This is a genomic window from Nocardia australiensis (genome assembly GCF_020733705.1).
In the GTDB taxonomy this organism is placed as follows: Bacteria; Actinomycetota; Actinomycetes; order Mycobacteriales; family Mycobacteriaceae; genus Nocardia; species Nocardia australiensis.
In genome coordinates, this window is sequence record NZ_JAJFZM010000008.1 from 124946 (window position 1) to 138941 (window position 13996).

General features: G+C 66.2%; 15 protein-coding genes. 5 read left to right on the forward strand and 10 right to left on the reverse strand.

Going from position 1 to position 13996, the window contains the following annotated elements; translation table 11 throughout:
* Positions 1-15: 15 nt before the first annotated feature.
* The 7 genes from argF to LKE06_RS25935 form a co-directional block, all read right to left on the reverse strand.
* Positions 16-957: an ornithine carbamoyltransferase gene (argF, locus tag LKE06_RS25905; RefSeq protein WP_228001969.1), complete on the reverse strand. Its 942-nt coding sequence runs from the start codon at positions 955-957 to the stop codon at positions 16-18.
* Positions 954-2183, reverse strand: coding sequence for an acetylornithine transaminase (locus LKE06_RS25910; protein WP_228001970.1), 1230 nt, complete (start codon positions 2181-2183; stop codon positions 954-956). The genes argF and LKE06_RS25910 overlap by 4 nt, the downstream gene beginning before the upstream one ends.
* Positions 2180-3115: an acetylglutamate kinase gene (gene argB, locus LKE06_RS25915; RefSeq protein ID WP_228001971.1), complete on the reverse strand. Its 936-nt coding sequence runs from the start codon at positions 3113-3115 to the stop codon at positions 2180-2182. Before argB ends, LKE06_RS25910 begins: the two co-directional genes overlap by 4 nt.
* Positions 3112-4323 carry a bifunctional glutamate N-acetyltransferase/amino-acid acetyltransferase ArgJ gene (gene argJ / locus LKE06_RS25920; RefSeq protein WP_228001972.1) on the reverse strand — a complete coding sequence of 404 codons (1212 nt, stop codon included), beginning with the start codon at positions 4321-4323 and terminating at the stop codon, positions 3112-3114. The genes argB and argJ overlap by 4 nt, the downstream gene beginning before the upstream one ends.
* Positions 4320-5378, reverse strand: a complete 1059-nt coding sequence (gene argC, locus LKE06_RS25925) for an N-acetyl-gamma-glutamyl-phosphate reductase (RefSeq protein ID WP_228001973.1) — start codon at positions 5376-5378, stop codon at positions 4320-4322. Before argC ends, argJ begins: the two co-directional genes overlap by 4 nt.
* Positions 5379-5409: 31 nt before the next feature.
* Positions 5410-6621, reverse strand: coding sequence for a cation:proton antiporter (locus LKE06_RS25930; protein WP_228001974.1), 1212 nt, complete (start codon positions 6619-6621; stop codon positions 5410-5412).
* Between the two features lie 105 nt (positions 6622-6726).
* Positions 6727-7434 carry an ArsR/SmtB family transcription factor gene (locus LKE06_RS25935; protein WP_228001975.1) on the reverse strand — a complete coding sequence of 236 codons (708 nt, stop codon included), beginning with the start codon at positions 7432-7434 and terminating at the stop codon, positions 6727-6729.
* 144 nt (positions 7435-7578) lie between these two features.
* Between LKE06_RS25935 and LKE06_RS25940 the strand changes: the two genes are divergently transcribed.
* Positions 7579-8361, forward strand: a complete 783-nt coding sequence (locus tag LKE06_RS25940) for an isocitrate lyase/PEP mutase family protein (RefSeq protein ID WP_228001976.1) — start codon at positions 7579-7581, stop codon at positions 8359-8361.
* A 135-nt stretch (positions 8362-8496) separates the two neighbouring features.
* Here the strand turns inward: LKE06_RS25940 and LKE06_RS25945 are convergent, their stop codons facing one another.
* A complete protein-coding gene (locus tag LKE06_RS25945; protein ID WP_228001977.1) occupies positions 8497-8988 on the reverse strand; it encodes a pyridoxamine 5'-phosphate oxidase family protein in 492 nt (163 codons plus the stop codon).
* 63 nt (positions 8989-9051) lie between these two features.
* Between LKE06_RS25945 and LKE06_RS25950 the strand changes: the two genes are divergently transcribed.
* Entirely contained in the window at positions 9052-10089 is a 1038-nt protein-coding gene (locus LKE06_RS25950; RefSeq protein WP_228001978.1) for a helix-turn-helix transcriptional regulator, read from the forward strand.
* 83 nt (positions 10090-10172) lie between these two features.
* Here the strand turns inward: LKE06_RS25950 and LKE06_RS25955 are convergent, their stop codons facing one another.
* On the reverse strand, positions 10173-11387 hold the full coding sequence (locus tag LKE06_RS25955; protein WP_228001979.1) for an epoxide hydrolase family protein: 1215 nt from the start codon (positions 11385-11387) through the stop codon (positions 10173-10175).
* A gap of 62 nt (positions 11388-11449) precedes the next feature.
* Here LKE06_RS25955 and LKE06_RS25960 point away from each other — a divergent pair, with 62 nt between their 5' ends.
* From LKE06_RS25960 to LKE06_RS25970, 3 genes are read left to right on the forward strand one after another with little or no spacing between them, the layout of a single operon-like run.
* Positions 11450-12424: a helix-turn-helix transcriptional regulator gene (locus tag LKE06_RS25960; RefSeq protein WP_228001980.1), complete on the forward strand. Its 975-nt coding sequence runs from the start codon at positions 11450-11452 to the stop codon at positions 12422-12424.
* A 50-nt stretch (positions 12425-12474) separates the two neighbouring features.
* Complete coding sequence (locus LKE06_RS25965) at positions 12475-12621, forward strand: hypothetical protein (RefSeq protein WP_228001981.1); 147 nt, start codon at positions 12475-12477, stop codon at positions 12619-12621.
* Positions 12618-13400, forward strand: a complete 783-nt coding sequence (locus LKE06_RS25970) for an IclR family transcriptional regulator (protein ID WP_228001982.1) — start codon at positions 12618-12620, stop codon at positions 13398-13400. Before LKE06_RS25965 ends, LKE06_RS25970 begins: the two co-directional genes overlap by 4 nt.
* 69 nt (positions 13401-13469) lie before the next feature.
* On the opposite strand, the gene LKE06_RS25975 is transcribed toward LKE06_RS25970, so the two are convergent.
* Positions 13470-13996: phosphoenolpyruvate carboxylase (locus LKE06_RS25975; protein ID WP_228001983.1), on the reverse strand; the 527-nt coding region annotated here is incomplete at its 5' end.

Below are 13996 nucleotides of genomic sequence, written 5' to 3' on the forward strand. Positions count from 1 at the left end.
ACCGCGTTCGCCCACTCACGCCGCACCATCGTTGCGTCTGGCCAACAGCCACACCAGCAGCGCCTTCTGGGCGTGCAGGCGGTTCTCGGCCTCGTCCCACACCACGCTGTGCACCCCGTCGAGCACCTCGTCGGTGATCTCTTCGCCGCGATGCGCGGGAAGACAGTGCAGCACAACCGCATCCGGCTCGGCGTGCGAGAGCAACTCGGTGTTCAGCTGATACGGGCGGAACGGGCCGATACGGTCGAGGCCATCGTTTTCCTGGCCCATCGAGGTCCACGTATCGGTCACCAGCGCATCGGCGCCGTCGGCGGCGGCGACCGGGTCACCGGTGAGGGTGATGGTGGCCCCGGTCTCGGCAGCGCGTTTGCGGGCGGCTTCCACGATCCACGGCAGCGGCTCGAAACCCGTTGGTGCGGCAATTGTTACGTTCAGACCGGCGGTCACACCACCCAGCAGGAGCGAGTGCGCCATATTGTTCGCGCCATCACCGAAGTAGCTGAGGTTACGGCCGGCGAGCGAGCCCTTGCGCTCGGCGAGGGTCTGCAGATCGGCCAGCACCTGACACGGATGGAACTCGTTGGACAGGGCATTCACCACCGGAACCGTTGCAGTGGCGGCCATTTCATCCAACCGAACCTGTTCGAAGGTGCGCCAGACGATCGCGTCGACATAGCGCGACAGCACCGTGCCGGTATCGCCGAGGGTCTCCTCGCGACCGAGCTGCGTGTCACGGCCGTCGACGACCACCGGATGCCCGCCGAGCTGCGCGATACCCATCTCGAAGGAGAACCGGGTGCGGGTGGAGTTCTTCTCGAAGATCACTCCGACGCCGCGCGGGCCATCCAGCGGCCGGTGCGAGAATGGGGCCTTCTTCAATTCTGCTGCCAACGAGAGGATTTCGGCCTGTTCGACCGGGGTCACATCATCGTCGCGCAGAAAGTGGCGCAGACTCATTCTTTGGTTCCCTTCACTGCTTCGGCGGCGCTGTCGAGGATCCCCGGCAGGTCGGCGACGAAGTTGTCGGACTGGGATTCGGTGAGCACCAGGGGCGGTGCGAGCCGAATGACATTGGGTTTCGGCGCATTCACCAGATATCCGGCTTCCCGCGCAGTGGTCTCGACCGCTGCCGAGATGTCCTCGGTGAGCACGACCCCCAGCAGCAGACCCGCACCGCGCACATGGTCGACCAGCGGATGCTCGAGCAATTCGATGCCGTCGCTGAGCCGCTTGCCGACCGACTCGACGTGCGAGAGCAGGTCGAGTTCGTCGATGGTGCGCAGCACCGCGAGCGCGGCGGCCGCGCAGACCGCGTTACCGCCGAACGTCGTCCCGTGCAGACCGGGGGTCAGCAGATCCGCGGCCGGTCCGGTGGCGAGTACGGCACCGATCGGCAGCCCGCCGCCGAGTCCCTTGGCGAGGGTGATCACGTCGGGCACGATGCCGGAAGCCTGGTGCGCGTAGAACTTTCCGCAGCGACCGATACCGGTCTGCACCTCGTCGAGCACCAGCAGCGCGCCATGGCGGGCGGTGATTTCGCGGGCCTTCACCAGATAGTCGATGGGCGGCACGACGACGCCGCTCTCCCCCATGATCGGTTCGAGGAAGACCGCGGCGGTGTCGGAGTCAACGACCGCTTCCAATGCGGCCGCGTCACCGTATGGCACGTGCACGACGCCCGGCGGCATCGGCTCGAACGGTGAACGCTTCGAGGGCTGTCCGGTGAGCGCGAGCGCGCCCATGGTGCGGCCGTGAAATGCCTCATCGCAGGCGATGATCTTGCGACGGCCCGTCAGCCGGGCCATCTTGAACGCGGCCTCATTGGCCTCGGTGCCGGAGTTGCAGAAGAACGCCCTGCCGTGCCCGTCGCCCAATTCGCCGTCGCCGAAATGCGCGAGCAGCCGTTCGGCCAGTTCCACCACCGGCTCGTTGACATACAGGTTGGAGGTGTGCCCGAGCGTGCCGAGCTGCTGGGTGACCGCCTCGAGGATCGCCGGATGGGCGTGGCCGAGGCTGTTGACGGCGATACCGCCGAGGAAGTCGATGTAGCGCTTGCCGTCCGCGTCGTAGACAACGGCGCCGGCACCGCGAGTCAGCACGACCTTGGGCGTGCCGTAGTTTTTCATCATCGCGGCCGACCACCGCTCCCGCAGCGCCGCTGCGGTATTCGCTTCTTGGTTCATGATTTCGTTCCGTTCAGTGCGCTCGCCCCGTCCGATGTGGACAGCGCGGGGGTCACCATCGTTCCGATTCCTTCTCCGGTGAAAAGCTCCAGTAGGACTGAGTGCGGGACGCGACCGTCGATCACGTGCGCGGTAGGCACTCCGCCCTGAACCGCACGCAGACAGGCTTCCATTTTGGGCACCATGCCCGCATCGAGGCTCGGGAGCAACCTCGCCAGCGCGGTGGCGTCGATGCGCGACGCGAGCGACGAGCGGTCCGGCCAGTCGGTGTACAGGCCCTCGATATCGGTCAAAACCACCAGTTTTTCCGCACCGATCCCCTCGGCTAGTGCGGCGGCGGCGGTGTCGGCGTTGATGTTGTGCACAACGCCGTCGACATCGGGCGCGATCGTCGAAACCACCGGGATGCGCCCCGCGTCGATGAGGTCGAGTACGGCCTCGGGGTTCACCGCGGTGACGTCGCCGACCAGCCCGATATCGGTGGGTTCACCCTCTACGTCGACGGTGCGCCTGGTCGCGGTGAAAAGCCGCGCGTCCTCGCCGGAGATACCCACCGCGTAGGGGCCGTGCGCGTTGATCAGCCCGACGAGTTCGCGACCGACCTGACCGAACAGCACCATGCGCACGACATCCATCACCTCCGGCGTGGTGACGCGGAAGCCGCCCCGGAATTCGCCTTGCAGGCCGAGCTTTTTCAGCATCGCGCTGATCTGCGGTCCACCGCCGTGCACCACCACAGGATGAACGCCGACGGTGCGCAGGAAGGCCATGTCAGCGGCGAATGCCTGCTTGAGTTCCGTGTCGATCATCGCGTTGCCGCCATATTTGACGACCACGATCTTGTCGCGGAACTTCTGCAGCCATGGCAGCGCCTCGGCCAGCACGTGCGCCTTGTCCAGCGCCGAAAGATCGTGGAGCGATTGACCGTTCATGAGCTATATGCCGAATTCTCTTCGACGTAACCGTGGGAGAGGTCGGTGGTGCGGATCATTGCCGTGCCGGCGCCGACATTCAGGTCGATGAGTACGTCGATATCGGGTCCGGAAAGGTCGACCTCGCGCGCACCCGGGGCGCCGACACTATCGATACAGACCGGATTTCCGTTGAATGACACCGTGATTCGGTTGGGATCCAACGTGACCGGCGCGATGCCGACCGCGGCGAGCACCCGGCCCCAGTTCGGGTCGGAACCGAACAGGGCGGTCTTGACCAGACTGTCGCGGGCGACAGCGCGCGCCACGATCAGCGCCTCGTCCTCGGAAGCCGCGCCCGCGACGGTGACCCGGACCCGCTTGGTGACGCCCTCCGCATCGGCCATCAACTGTGCGGCGAGGTCATCACAGACCGCTAGTACGGCCGCGTCGAGATCCTCCTGCGAGGGGGTGACCGCACTGGCGCCGTTGGCAAGCAGCAGCACGGTGTCATTGGTGGAGCAGGATCCGTCGACGTCGAGCCGATCGAAGGTGAGTCGAGTCGCATTGCGCAGCGCGAGATCCAGCTGTTGCGCGGTGACCGCGGCGTCGGTGGTGAGCACCACCAGCATGGTCGCCAGCGACGGCGCGAGCATGCCCGCGCCCTTGGCCATACCACCGACGTTCCACTTGTCACGGTGATGAAAAGCCGCTTCCTTCGGCACCGTATCGGTGGTCATGATCGCGTAGGCCGCGTCGACCCCGCCCGACAGTCCGCCCGCCATTTCGTGCACGATCTCGGTGATCCCCGGGATCACCTTGTCCATCGGTAGGCGGTCGCCGATCAAACCCGTGGAACAGACGGCGATTTCGCCCGCGCCGGTTTCGCTGCCCCAATTGCTCAGTGCCGTGGCGAGTTCCTCGGCGGTCTGGTGGGTGTCTTGGAACCCGCCGGGACCGGTGCAGGCGTTGGCGCCGCCGGAGTTGAGGATCACCGCGCGCAATCGACCGGAGGTGAGTACCTGCTGCGACCACAGCACCGGTGCCGCTTTCACCTGGTTACGGGTGAAAACGCCCGCCGCCGCATAATCGGGCCCTTCGTTGAAGACCAACGCGAGGTCGGGTTTTCCGCTGGCCTTGATGCCCGCGGCAATGCCCGCCGCACGGAAACCGAGCGGTGCGGTGACACCCTGCGTCCGGACCAGTTTGCCGATTTCAGCCGTCGTCACGGTGCCACTCCTACGGTGGAAAGTCCTGCGGTCTCGTCGAATCCGACGGCCAGATTCATGGATTGCACCGCAGCGCCCGCGGTGCCCTTGGTCAGGTTGTCGATCGCGCCGATCACCACGAGCAGTCCGGCGTCGCTGTCCACCGCGACCTGCAGCGTGACGGCGTTGGAACCGATTACCGAACCCGTCTGCGGCAGTTGGCCTTCCGGCAGCAGATGCACGAAAGGTTCGTCAGCATAAGCCTTTTCATATACCGCGCGAGCCTGTGCCGCGTCGACTCGGATCGGCGCGGTGCAGGTGGCCAGAATGCCACGCGGCATCGGCGCGAGCACCGGAGTAAAGGAGACGGCCACGTCGACCCCGCCCGCCGCCTTCAGGTTCTGCGAGATCTCAGGGGTGTGCCGGTGCGCGCCCGCGATGCCGTAGGCCCGCGCCGAGCCCATCACCTCGGACCCGAGCAGGGCGACATCGAGTTTGCGCCCCGCGCCGGACGTGCCACTCACCGCAACCACATTCACCGTCGGTTCGACGATCCCCGCCGCGACCGCCGGGGCCAGCGCGAGGCTGGCGACGGTCGGATAGCAGCCGGGAACCGCGATCCGGTTCGCACCACGCAACCGTTCCCGGCCACCCGGCAGTTCCGGTAGACCGTAGGGCCAGCTGCCCGCGTGCTCACTGCCGTAGTACTTCATCCAGGCCCGCGAGTCGGTCAGCCGGAAATCGGCGCCGCAGTCGATGATCACCGTGGAATCCGGCAGCGCCTTCGCGATGGCGGCGGATTGGCCGTGCGGCAGGCCGAGGAATACCACGTCGTGGCCCGCCAATTCGTCGGCTGAGGTCGGCGCGAGCACTCGATCGGCCAGCGGCAGCAGATGCGGCTGATGTTCACCCAGCACGCTGCCCGCATTCGACCCCGCGGTCAGCGCACCGACGACGAGGCGCCCGGCGCGGTAGGCCGGATGCCCCAGCAATAGTCGCAGCACCTCGCCGCCCGCGTACCCGCTCGCACCGGCCACCGCGACCCGCAACACGGGTCCGTCCGCTGTTTCAACCATGTGATGATTATGCACGATTATGCAAGCCCATTCATGAATGGGGTGGTTTGCCGCCGATCAGTCTCGCGATCAGCGGGAACACCAGGACCGTCGTCGCGCCCGCGGCAACCAGCGTAGAGGCCAAATCCTGTTCCATCAGACCGGTGCTGGTCGCCACCTGAGTAACCGCGACGATGATCGGCAAACCGGTCGCCGCATACAGCGCCAGCTGTGCCCGCTCGCGCAGCGACGGCAGATTCGCGCCGTGCGGGATATAGCGCTCGCTCAACCAGACCGGCAGCCCCCGCGCGATCGCGATCGAAAGCACGAACAACAACCACATCACCGGCTGCCCCGCGACCGCGGCGGGATCGATGCCCATCCCGGACACCACGAAGAACACCGGAATAAGCACGCCGAAGCCGATAGTCTCGAGCGACGCGTCGACCTGCGGATGCCCGCTGGCGACCAGCTTGCGCAGAATCAGGCCCGCGGCGAACGCGCCGAGCACCACGTCGAGATCGAACACCTCGGCCACCGCCATCAGTACCAGCAACAGCAGGAACACCACTCGAACCGGTAGCTGCGAGGTGCCACCGCCGAGTTCCCGCAAGGCCCGTCCGAAGCCGGGAATTCGATCCAGAATGCGTTGCGGTACCAGCCCGATCAAGCCCGCCGCGACTACGAACAACACCAGCACGACGATCGCGGCACCGGCATTGCGACTGCTCAGCAGCACCGACATGGCCACGATCGGACCGAGCTCACCTACCGCCCCGTGCGCGAGCACCGCCCTCCCCAACGGCTGATCGAGCACACCCGCGTTCTTCACGATGGGTAGCAACGTGCCCAAAGCTGTCGATGTCATCGCGATCGCCACGGCCACTCGCGCGGTGAAACTCACATCCGCAGCCGATAACGTCACCAGCCCCAACGCGAAAACCAGGCAGCTGCCCCAGACTAACCACGCCTGCCGCCCCGACCGGCCGCCCAGCAGTTTCGGATCCAGCTCATACCCGGCCAGCAGGAACAACATTCCCAATCCCAGCTCGCTGAGCAGATCCACACCGCCACCGGTGCCCGCCCACCCCAGCGCATTCGGTCCGAGCACCACGCCCAAGACCAGCAGGATCACCACATCGGGCACATAGCCGCGAGTTAACCGAGAAAGCAGCGGACCGACAACCCCGGCCAATGCGATCCAGAACAGCGACACAATGGCCGATGGCGCGGATTCGGCGGTAGCCGCTGCGGAGAGCACCATCCGGTCATCCTGGCACAGCGAAAGGCGCGACGCCGGGAGCCGCGATCACCGATGTTGCTGTCGATACGCCGCGCACTTCGAGTCAGGATCGTGCGCGCGATCGACTCATTCCAGTGCGGCGGGATCGATGCCAAGGGCGTCGCGCAGGCCGGTCGCGCCCACTGTGGTGACGCGAACGGCGCGGCTGGTGCCGACGCGATGGATCCAATCGAGATCCTGCATCCGGCGGCACAGTTGCGCGCCGGCCGCACCGCCCAGGTGCATGCGTCGTTCGGTCCAGTCGAGACACGGGCGCGTGATCGGCCTGCGGGTTTTGTGCGGGGCGGCCGGGTCGATGCCCATGGGACCGGTCAGCCAGGCGAGTCCGGCGGGTGTGAGCGCGAAGCCGCCGTTGTCGGAGAGGAGGTCGTGGGTGGTCATCGCGGCGGTAATGACGACGCCGAGTATTCCGGCCAGGTGGTCGTAACAGGTGCGACCGCGCGCCAGCGCGGCGGCGACAGTGAACGCGCGGAGGTTACGCACCTCGGTAGCCGGTGGATCGAGATGCGTGACCATAGCCTCCAGCAGCTCACCCACCTGCGGGTTCGCCAGCTGCACGTAACGGTGCCTGCCCTGGCGGCGTTCGACGAGCAGTCCGCCGTCGAGCAGCCGGTTCAGGTGTTCGGTAGCGGTAGCCGGCGCGACACCGGCGTACCGCGCCAATTCACCGGCGGTCCAGGCACGGCCATCGACGAGGGCCAGGCACATCTCGGCCCGAGTGCGGTCGGCGAGCAGTCCGGCCAGCCCGGCGAGATCGGCTCCACGCGTAGACATGACTCCATAGTGATGCGGGGTTGTTTCGGCGGCCACCGAAACGATCGCGGGTTACGGTCGCGATATGAATTCGTCCACTGGTCACGCCGATTCCCACAACCGGTGTACCACGCGCCTGTTCGCGGCCGGACTCGGTGAGCGCCGATGAATAGAACCGGGGTCTTCCGCGAGCTACATCATCGTGACGAGCCGCTGATACTGCCGAATGCCTGGGACTTCGGCTCCGCGGCGATGCTTGCGGCCGATGGTTTTCCGGCGATCGGAACTACCAGCCTCGGGGTCGCGGCCGCGGCCGGGCTGCCCGACGGAACGGGTGTCGCCCGTGACGAAACCCTCGCGGTGGCAACACGACTGGCACGGCTGACGGTGCCGGTGACTGTCGATATCGAAGGCGGTTTCAGCGAAGATCCCGGTGCGGTCGGCGAATTCGCGGCCGAGTTGGCCGAGATCGGCATCGCCGGAGTGAATCTCGAGGACGGTCGCACCGAAAACACACTGGCCGAGCCGAACCATCAGGCCGAGCTCATCGGCGCGATCAAGGCCCGCGCACCCGAACTGTTCGTGAATGCCCGCGTGGACACGTATTGGCTCGGGCTGCACCATGATTCGACGCTTGCGCGGGTAGAACGGTACGCGAACGCCGGGGCGGATGGCATCTTCGTGCCCGGCATTACCGCCCCGGAGGGGATTGCCCGAGTAGTCGCCGCCACCGCCCTGCCGGTCAACATGCTCTACGCGCAGGCCGGCCCGTCGGTAGCAGCACTGGCCGCGTTGGGCGTGCGCCGGATCAGTACCGGCTCACTGCTGTATCGCACCGCGCTCGCGGCAATCGTGGATGCCGCCCGCGCCGTACGCGGCGACGGTGCCGTCGCCGCGGGCGTTCCGAGCTACGCCGACGTGCAGGCCATCACCGCGTCGAAATCGTGACACCACGACCGCGCGGACCGGGTCACGGTGACCGTGGGCCAGGCACGACACCGAAGTGCCGCCCCATCGGCAGCTGGCGGCGGGCTACGGCGAGGGCGTCGCCCTGGCGGGGGTGACCAGTTCACAGACGCGCGCTCAGTGTTTGCGTACCACCCGCTCCCCCTGGGTCGGCTTCCAGATGGTGACATCCATGTGATTGTCGGCGACCTCGACGGTCGAGGCACCGGTCAGATCGGCGATGAAAAAGTGGTCGAATTCTTGACCGCGAAGGTCTAAACCGCTGTCGTCGAACAGCTTTTGCGCGAAACGCGCGTGCACCTGCTTATCGTGCAGGTCGGTGACGGTGCCGAACAGTTTGGCGTCACCGTCACCGACTTGGGTGTCGACGGTGGCGGTGTGCAGGCAGAAGCGCGGGTCGCGCTCGAGGTCTTTGAACTTCGTCGTGTTCGGCATGCCCACGATTGTCAGCATGTCCTCGAAGATGATCGGCTCCACCGGGCTGATGCGCGGGAAGCCGTCGGAGCGGAGAGTGCCGAGCATGCACAGGTTGCGAGTCGCCCGGTGGCGGCGGGTGAACACGGCTGCGATCCGGGGCGCTTCTTCGGTGAACTGGCTCCATGTGGTCATGGATACGACGGTAGGCCCTAACCTTGTCATCTTCTGTCAAGGTTTACGGCTAGTCTCGCTGTTATGCGGGCGAGTCGATTGGTGCAGCTCCTGCTGCTGCTACAGACGCGTGGCCGCACGACCGCGCCGGAGCTCGCGCGCGAGCTCGAGGTATCGGTGCGGACCGTCTACCGCGATATCGAGGCGCTCTCGGCAGCCGGGATACCGGTGTACAGCGAACCCGGCCGCGCGGGCGGGGTACGGCTGGTCGACGGATACCGGACCCGGCTGACCGGGCTGACCACCGAGGAAGCCGACGCCGTGCTGCTGGCGGGATCGCCGGGCGCCGCCGCCGACCTGGGGCTCGGCACCGTGCTCGCGACTGCCCAGCTGAAGGTTCTCGCCGCGCTACCACCCGAATTACGTGGACGCGCAACACGAATCGCGGACCGGGTGCACATCGATGCACCCGGCTGGTTCCACCGCCCCGACGAAACACCCACGCTCACAACGGTTGCCGACGCGCTGTGGCATGACCGCAAGCTGGATGTCCGATACGGCCGCAAGGACCGGGTGGTCGAACGCAGGCTCGATCCCTTCGGCCTGGTCATGAAGGCAGGCACCTGGTATCTCATCGGACGCGACGGCAGCGATATTCGCTCCTACCGTGTCGGCCGGATCATCGCCGCCGAGCCGACCGGTGAAACATTCGACAGGCCATTGGATTTCGATCTCGCCGCGCACTGGTCGGCCGCGTCCGATGATTTCGCCCGCTCGATGCTGCGCGTGCGAGCCCGCTGCCGGATCGCCGCATCCCACGTGCCGCTACTGCGATTGATGAACGACCCCGCCGCCGTCACCGAGGCCCTCGCCTCAGCAGGCTCGCCGGACTCCGAGGGGTGGATAGTACTCACCCTGCCCTCGGAGTCATATGAGGTACTCGCGCACGCCATCCTGCCGCTCGGCCAATTCATCGAAGTACTGGAGCCGCCGGAATTACGCGCACAACTCGCCACGACCGCAGCCGAGATGTTTGCCCGGTATAACCGGGACCAACCGGCCGCTGGTCGGTCCATATCGCCGACGCCGAATTCGACTCGGCAACGACATAACTCGATATGACCAGCACTTTTTCGATACCGCGGCACCATCGACTCGCCGAGCCCGGACACAACGCATACTCAGCCAGCGGCGGCACTCGTCGACTACCGCAGCGACCGGAAGAACTCCCGTATGTCGGCGACCAGCAAATCCGGTGCTTCCATTGCCGCGAAGTGGCCGCCACGGTCATATTCGGTCCAGCGTGTGATCGTGTGCTGTTGGTCGGCCAGTGCGCGGATCGAGTTGTCGCCCGCGAACACCGCGCCCGCGGTCGGCACTCCCGAGTTCTTTACCTGCACGCCCCAGGAGTTCGATTCGCGATAGAGACGGATCGAGGAGGCGAAGGTTCGGGTGAACCAGTAAATGCTGACGTTGGTGAGTATCGCGTCGCGATCCACGGCGTCCTCGGGCAGTTCGATGGCCGGATTGGTCCAGCGCTGGAAGATATCCACGATCCACGACAGCAGCGCGACCGGCGAGTCGTGCATGCCGATGGCGAGGGTCTGCGGTCGCCCCGACTGCACCATGGCGTAGCCGTAGCGGGTATAGCTCTCCGGGCCGGTCAGCACCTCCAGCCGTGCCATGTCGGCCTCGCTGTACTCGGTTTCCGTTCCGGCGGAAGCTGCGCTGTCCCAGGAGTTTTCGGCACTGTACTCCCGCGACTGATCGGCATCACCATCCCAGGTAGGAATGGTGATCGGCCCGTTCAAGTGAATGCCGACGAGGTGTTCGGTGGCGATACGGCCGAGTTCCGCGGACACGAAACCGCCCGCGTCACCGCCCTGCGCTCCGTAGCGGTCATAACCGAGCCGGGACATGAGCTCGGCGACAACCTGGGCGTACCGCTCCGTGCCGCCATCCCCCACCCGGCGCGTCGGCCCTGAGAAGGCGAAGCCCGGCAGCGACGGAATCACCAGGTGGAACGCGATCGCGGGATCGCCGCCGTGCGCGCGTGGATCGCTGAGCGGGCCGATCACGTCGAGGAATTCGATGAACGAGCCGGGCCACCCGTGGTTGAGCACCAGCGGCAACGCATCCGGTTCCGGCGAACGTACATGTAGGTAATGCACTGTCTGACCGTCGATTTCGGTGACGAATTGCGGGATTTCGTTCAGTCGCGCCTCCTGCGCGCGCCAGTCATAGCCGGTACGCCAGTACTCGGCGAGTTGCTTCAGGTAGGAGACCGGTACCCCATAGTCCCAGCCGACGCCGGGGAGTTCGTCGGGCCACAGGATGTTCGCCAGGCGGGCGTGCAGATCGTCGATCTGTTCCGGTGCGATGTCGATGCGGAAGGGGCGAATGTCTTGTTCGGTGCTCATGAAAACAACACTAGGAACCGCTTAGGACAGCTCGCGTCCTAAGCACGTGCGATTCTGGGAGCATGTTGGAAACCTCGGCGCGGCTGCTCAAACTGCTCGCGCTGCTGCAGACCCATCGGGACTGGACCGGTACCGACCTCGCCGAGCGGCTCACCGTCACCACTCGCACCGTGCGCCGCGACGTGGACCGGCTACGTGAGCTCGGCTATCCGGTGCACGCCACCAGGGGCACGGGTGGCTATCGGCTCGGCGCCGGTGCGGCGTTGCCACCGCTGCTGCTCGACGACGACGAGGCGGTCGCCATCGCCGTCGGCCTGCGCAGCGCTTCCGATGACACCGTCACGGGCATCGAGGAGTCCGCATTGCGCGCGCTGACGAAGCTCGAACAGGTGCTGCCGCCACGGCTACGCCATCGGGTCCGCACCCTGCGGGCCGCGACGGTCCGGGTCCGCGGATCGGGCATTGCCGTAGCGCCCGACACCCTGATCGCCATTGCCGAGGCTTGTCAGCGCCGGGAGCGGCTCCGCTTCGACTATCGCGCGCACAGCCGCGAGACCACCAGCCGCGATGTGGAACCGCACAGTCTGGTGCATTTCAGTCACCGCTGGTATCTCGTCGCCTGGGATGTCGACCGCGCCGATTGGCGCACCTTCCGCGCGGACCGCGTCACGCCGCGTGTACCGACCGGACCCCGATTCACCCCGCGCGAGCTTCCGGAAGGCGATGTGGCCGCACACCTTTCGATGCGACTGTCCGCAAGTTCCTGGCCGCACCAGGCGACCGTGTTACTACATACCTCGGCCGCGGAAGCCACTGGAAGCGTATGGCCCGGCATGGGTGTGGTCGAGGCCGTCGACGAGTACAGCTGCCACTTGCACGTCGGCGCGGATACCCCAGGCGCGCTGGTCTGGATGATCACCTCGGTCGATATCGACTTCACCCTGCTGACCGGTCCACCCGAACTGGTCGAGGCCCTGCGCGCCCAGGCCACCCGCTGCGAGCGGTCCGTGCGGAACTTCTCCGCGCCGCTCAGCTGACGATCGCTGCACGGTCTGACACTCGAGCAACGACTGCGATTCGGGCACCTGTGCGCCGCGGCGGCGCTCACCGGACCGGCGACGTCGCCGAACTGCCCGCGCCCGAGCTGCTCGAATCCCTCGCCAGCCTCGACGAGTACGCCTGGGCCCGAGTGCATTACGCGGACGCGGTCGTGCACAAGAATGTGCTGTCATGAGCCAGAGCCTGTTGCGCGCGTTGACCATCCTCATGTCACTCGGAGAGGACACGCGGTCGCTGGATCAACTGGCCACCGAAATCGGCGTGCACAAATCGACGGTGCTGCGGCTGCTGCAAACCATGGAGTCGCAGCGTTTCGTCACCCATGACCGAGCGCACCAATACGTGCTCGGCTCACGGCTTTTCGAATTGGCCGATCGGGCACTCGGACAGCGCGACGTCCGCACTATCGCGCGCCCACACCTGAGCACGCTGAATTCGGTGACCGGACAGACAATTCACCTCGCCACCTACGAGTCGGGCGAGGCGATCTATATCGACAAGTTCGATTCGATCCAGAGCATACGCATGTATTCGAGGATCGGCAGGCCCGCGCCATTGCACTGCACGGCCGTCGGCAAGGTCCTCGTCTCCGCGCTGCCACGTTCCGATTGGCACGCCGTGGCCGAGCGCCTGGACTACCACGAGTTCACCGACCACACCATCCGCACACCCGAGCGATACCTGGCAGAACTGGAACTCGTGGCCGCACAGGGATACGCGGAGGATCACGAAGAGCACGAGAGTTTCGTCAACTGCATCGGGGTGCCGGTGCGCAATCGAACAGGCGCGGTGGTCGCCGCGGTGTCGATGTCCGTGCCGGTCATGCTGCTCGATCACGACCAGGTGCTGGCCAGGCTGCCACAGCTGCGCGCGGCCGCCGACGCCATCGCCACCGAACTCGGCGCGCGCACCGGCTGGGGCGTCCACAACAACGAAAGGCCGACCCATGAGTAAGAAGATCGCCGTCCGCACCACCGACGCCCCACTCCCGCGCACCTTCATCAACGTCCGTGGTCAGTACGGCTAACCGGAGTTGCGCAACGCGGTGGCAAGGCCGTTCATGGTCAGCAGGATGCCGCGTTTCACCAGCTCCGAGTCGTCGCCGGCACGCAGCCGACGCAGCAACTCCACCTGCATCTGATTCAACGGCTCCAAGTATGGGAAGCGGTTGTGGATGGACTCGGCCAGGCTCGGGTTGTCGGCAAGTAGGTGGTCATTGCCGGTGATGGCGGCGTGCATGCGAATGGTGCGGGCGTGCTCGTCGCGGATCATGCCGAAGATGTGCTCGCGCAGGGCGATATCGTCGACGAGTTCGGCGTAGCAGGCGGCGATGTCCAGATCGCTCTTGGCCATCACCTGGGCCAGGTTGGACAGGACGGTGCGGAAGAACGGCCAGCGGCGATACAGCCGCGACAGGGTGGCGAGCCGCTCGGGGTCGCTACCGATCCACTCCTCCAACGCCGATCCGGTGCCATACCAGCCGGGCAGCATCACTCGAGCCTGGCTCCACGACATCACCCACGGGATGGCCCGCAGGTCGGAGACCGAGC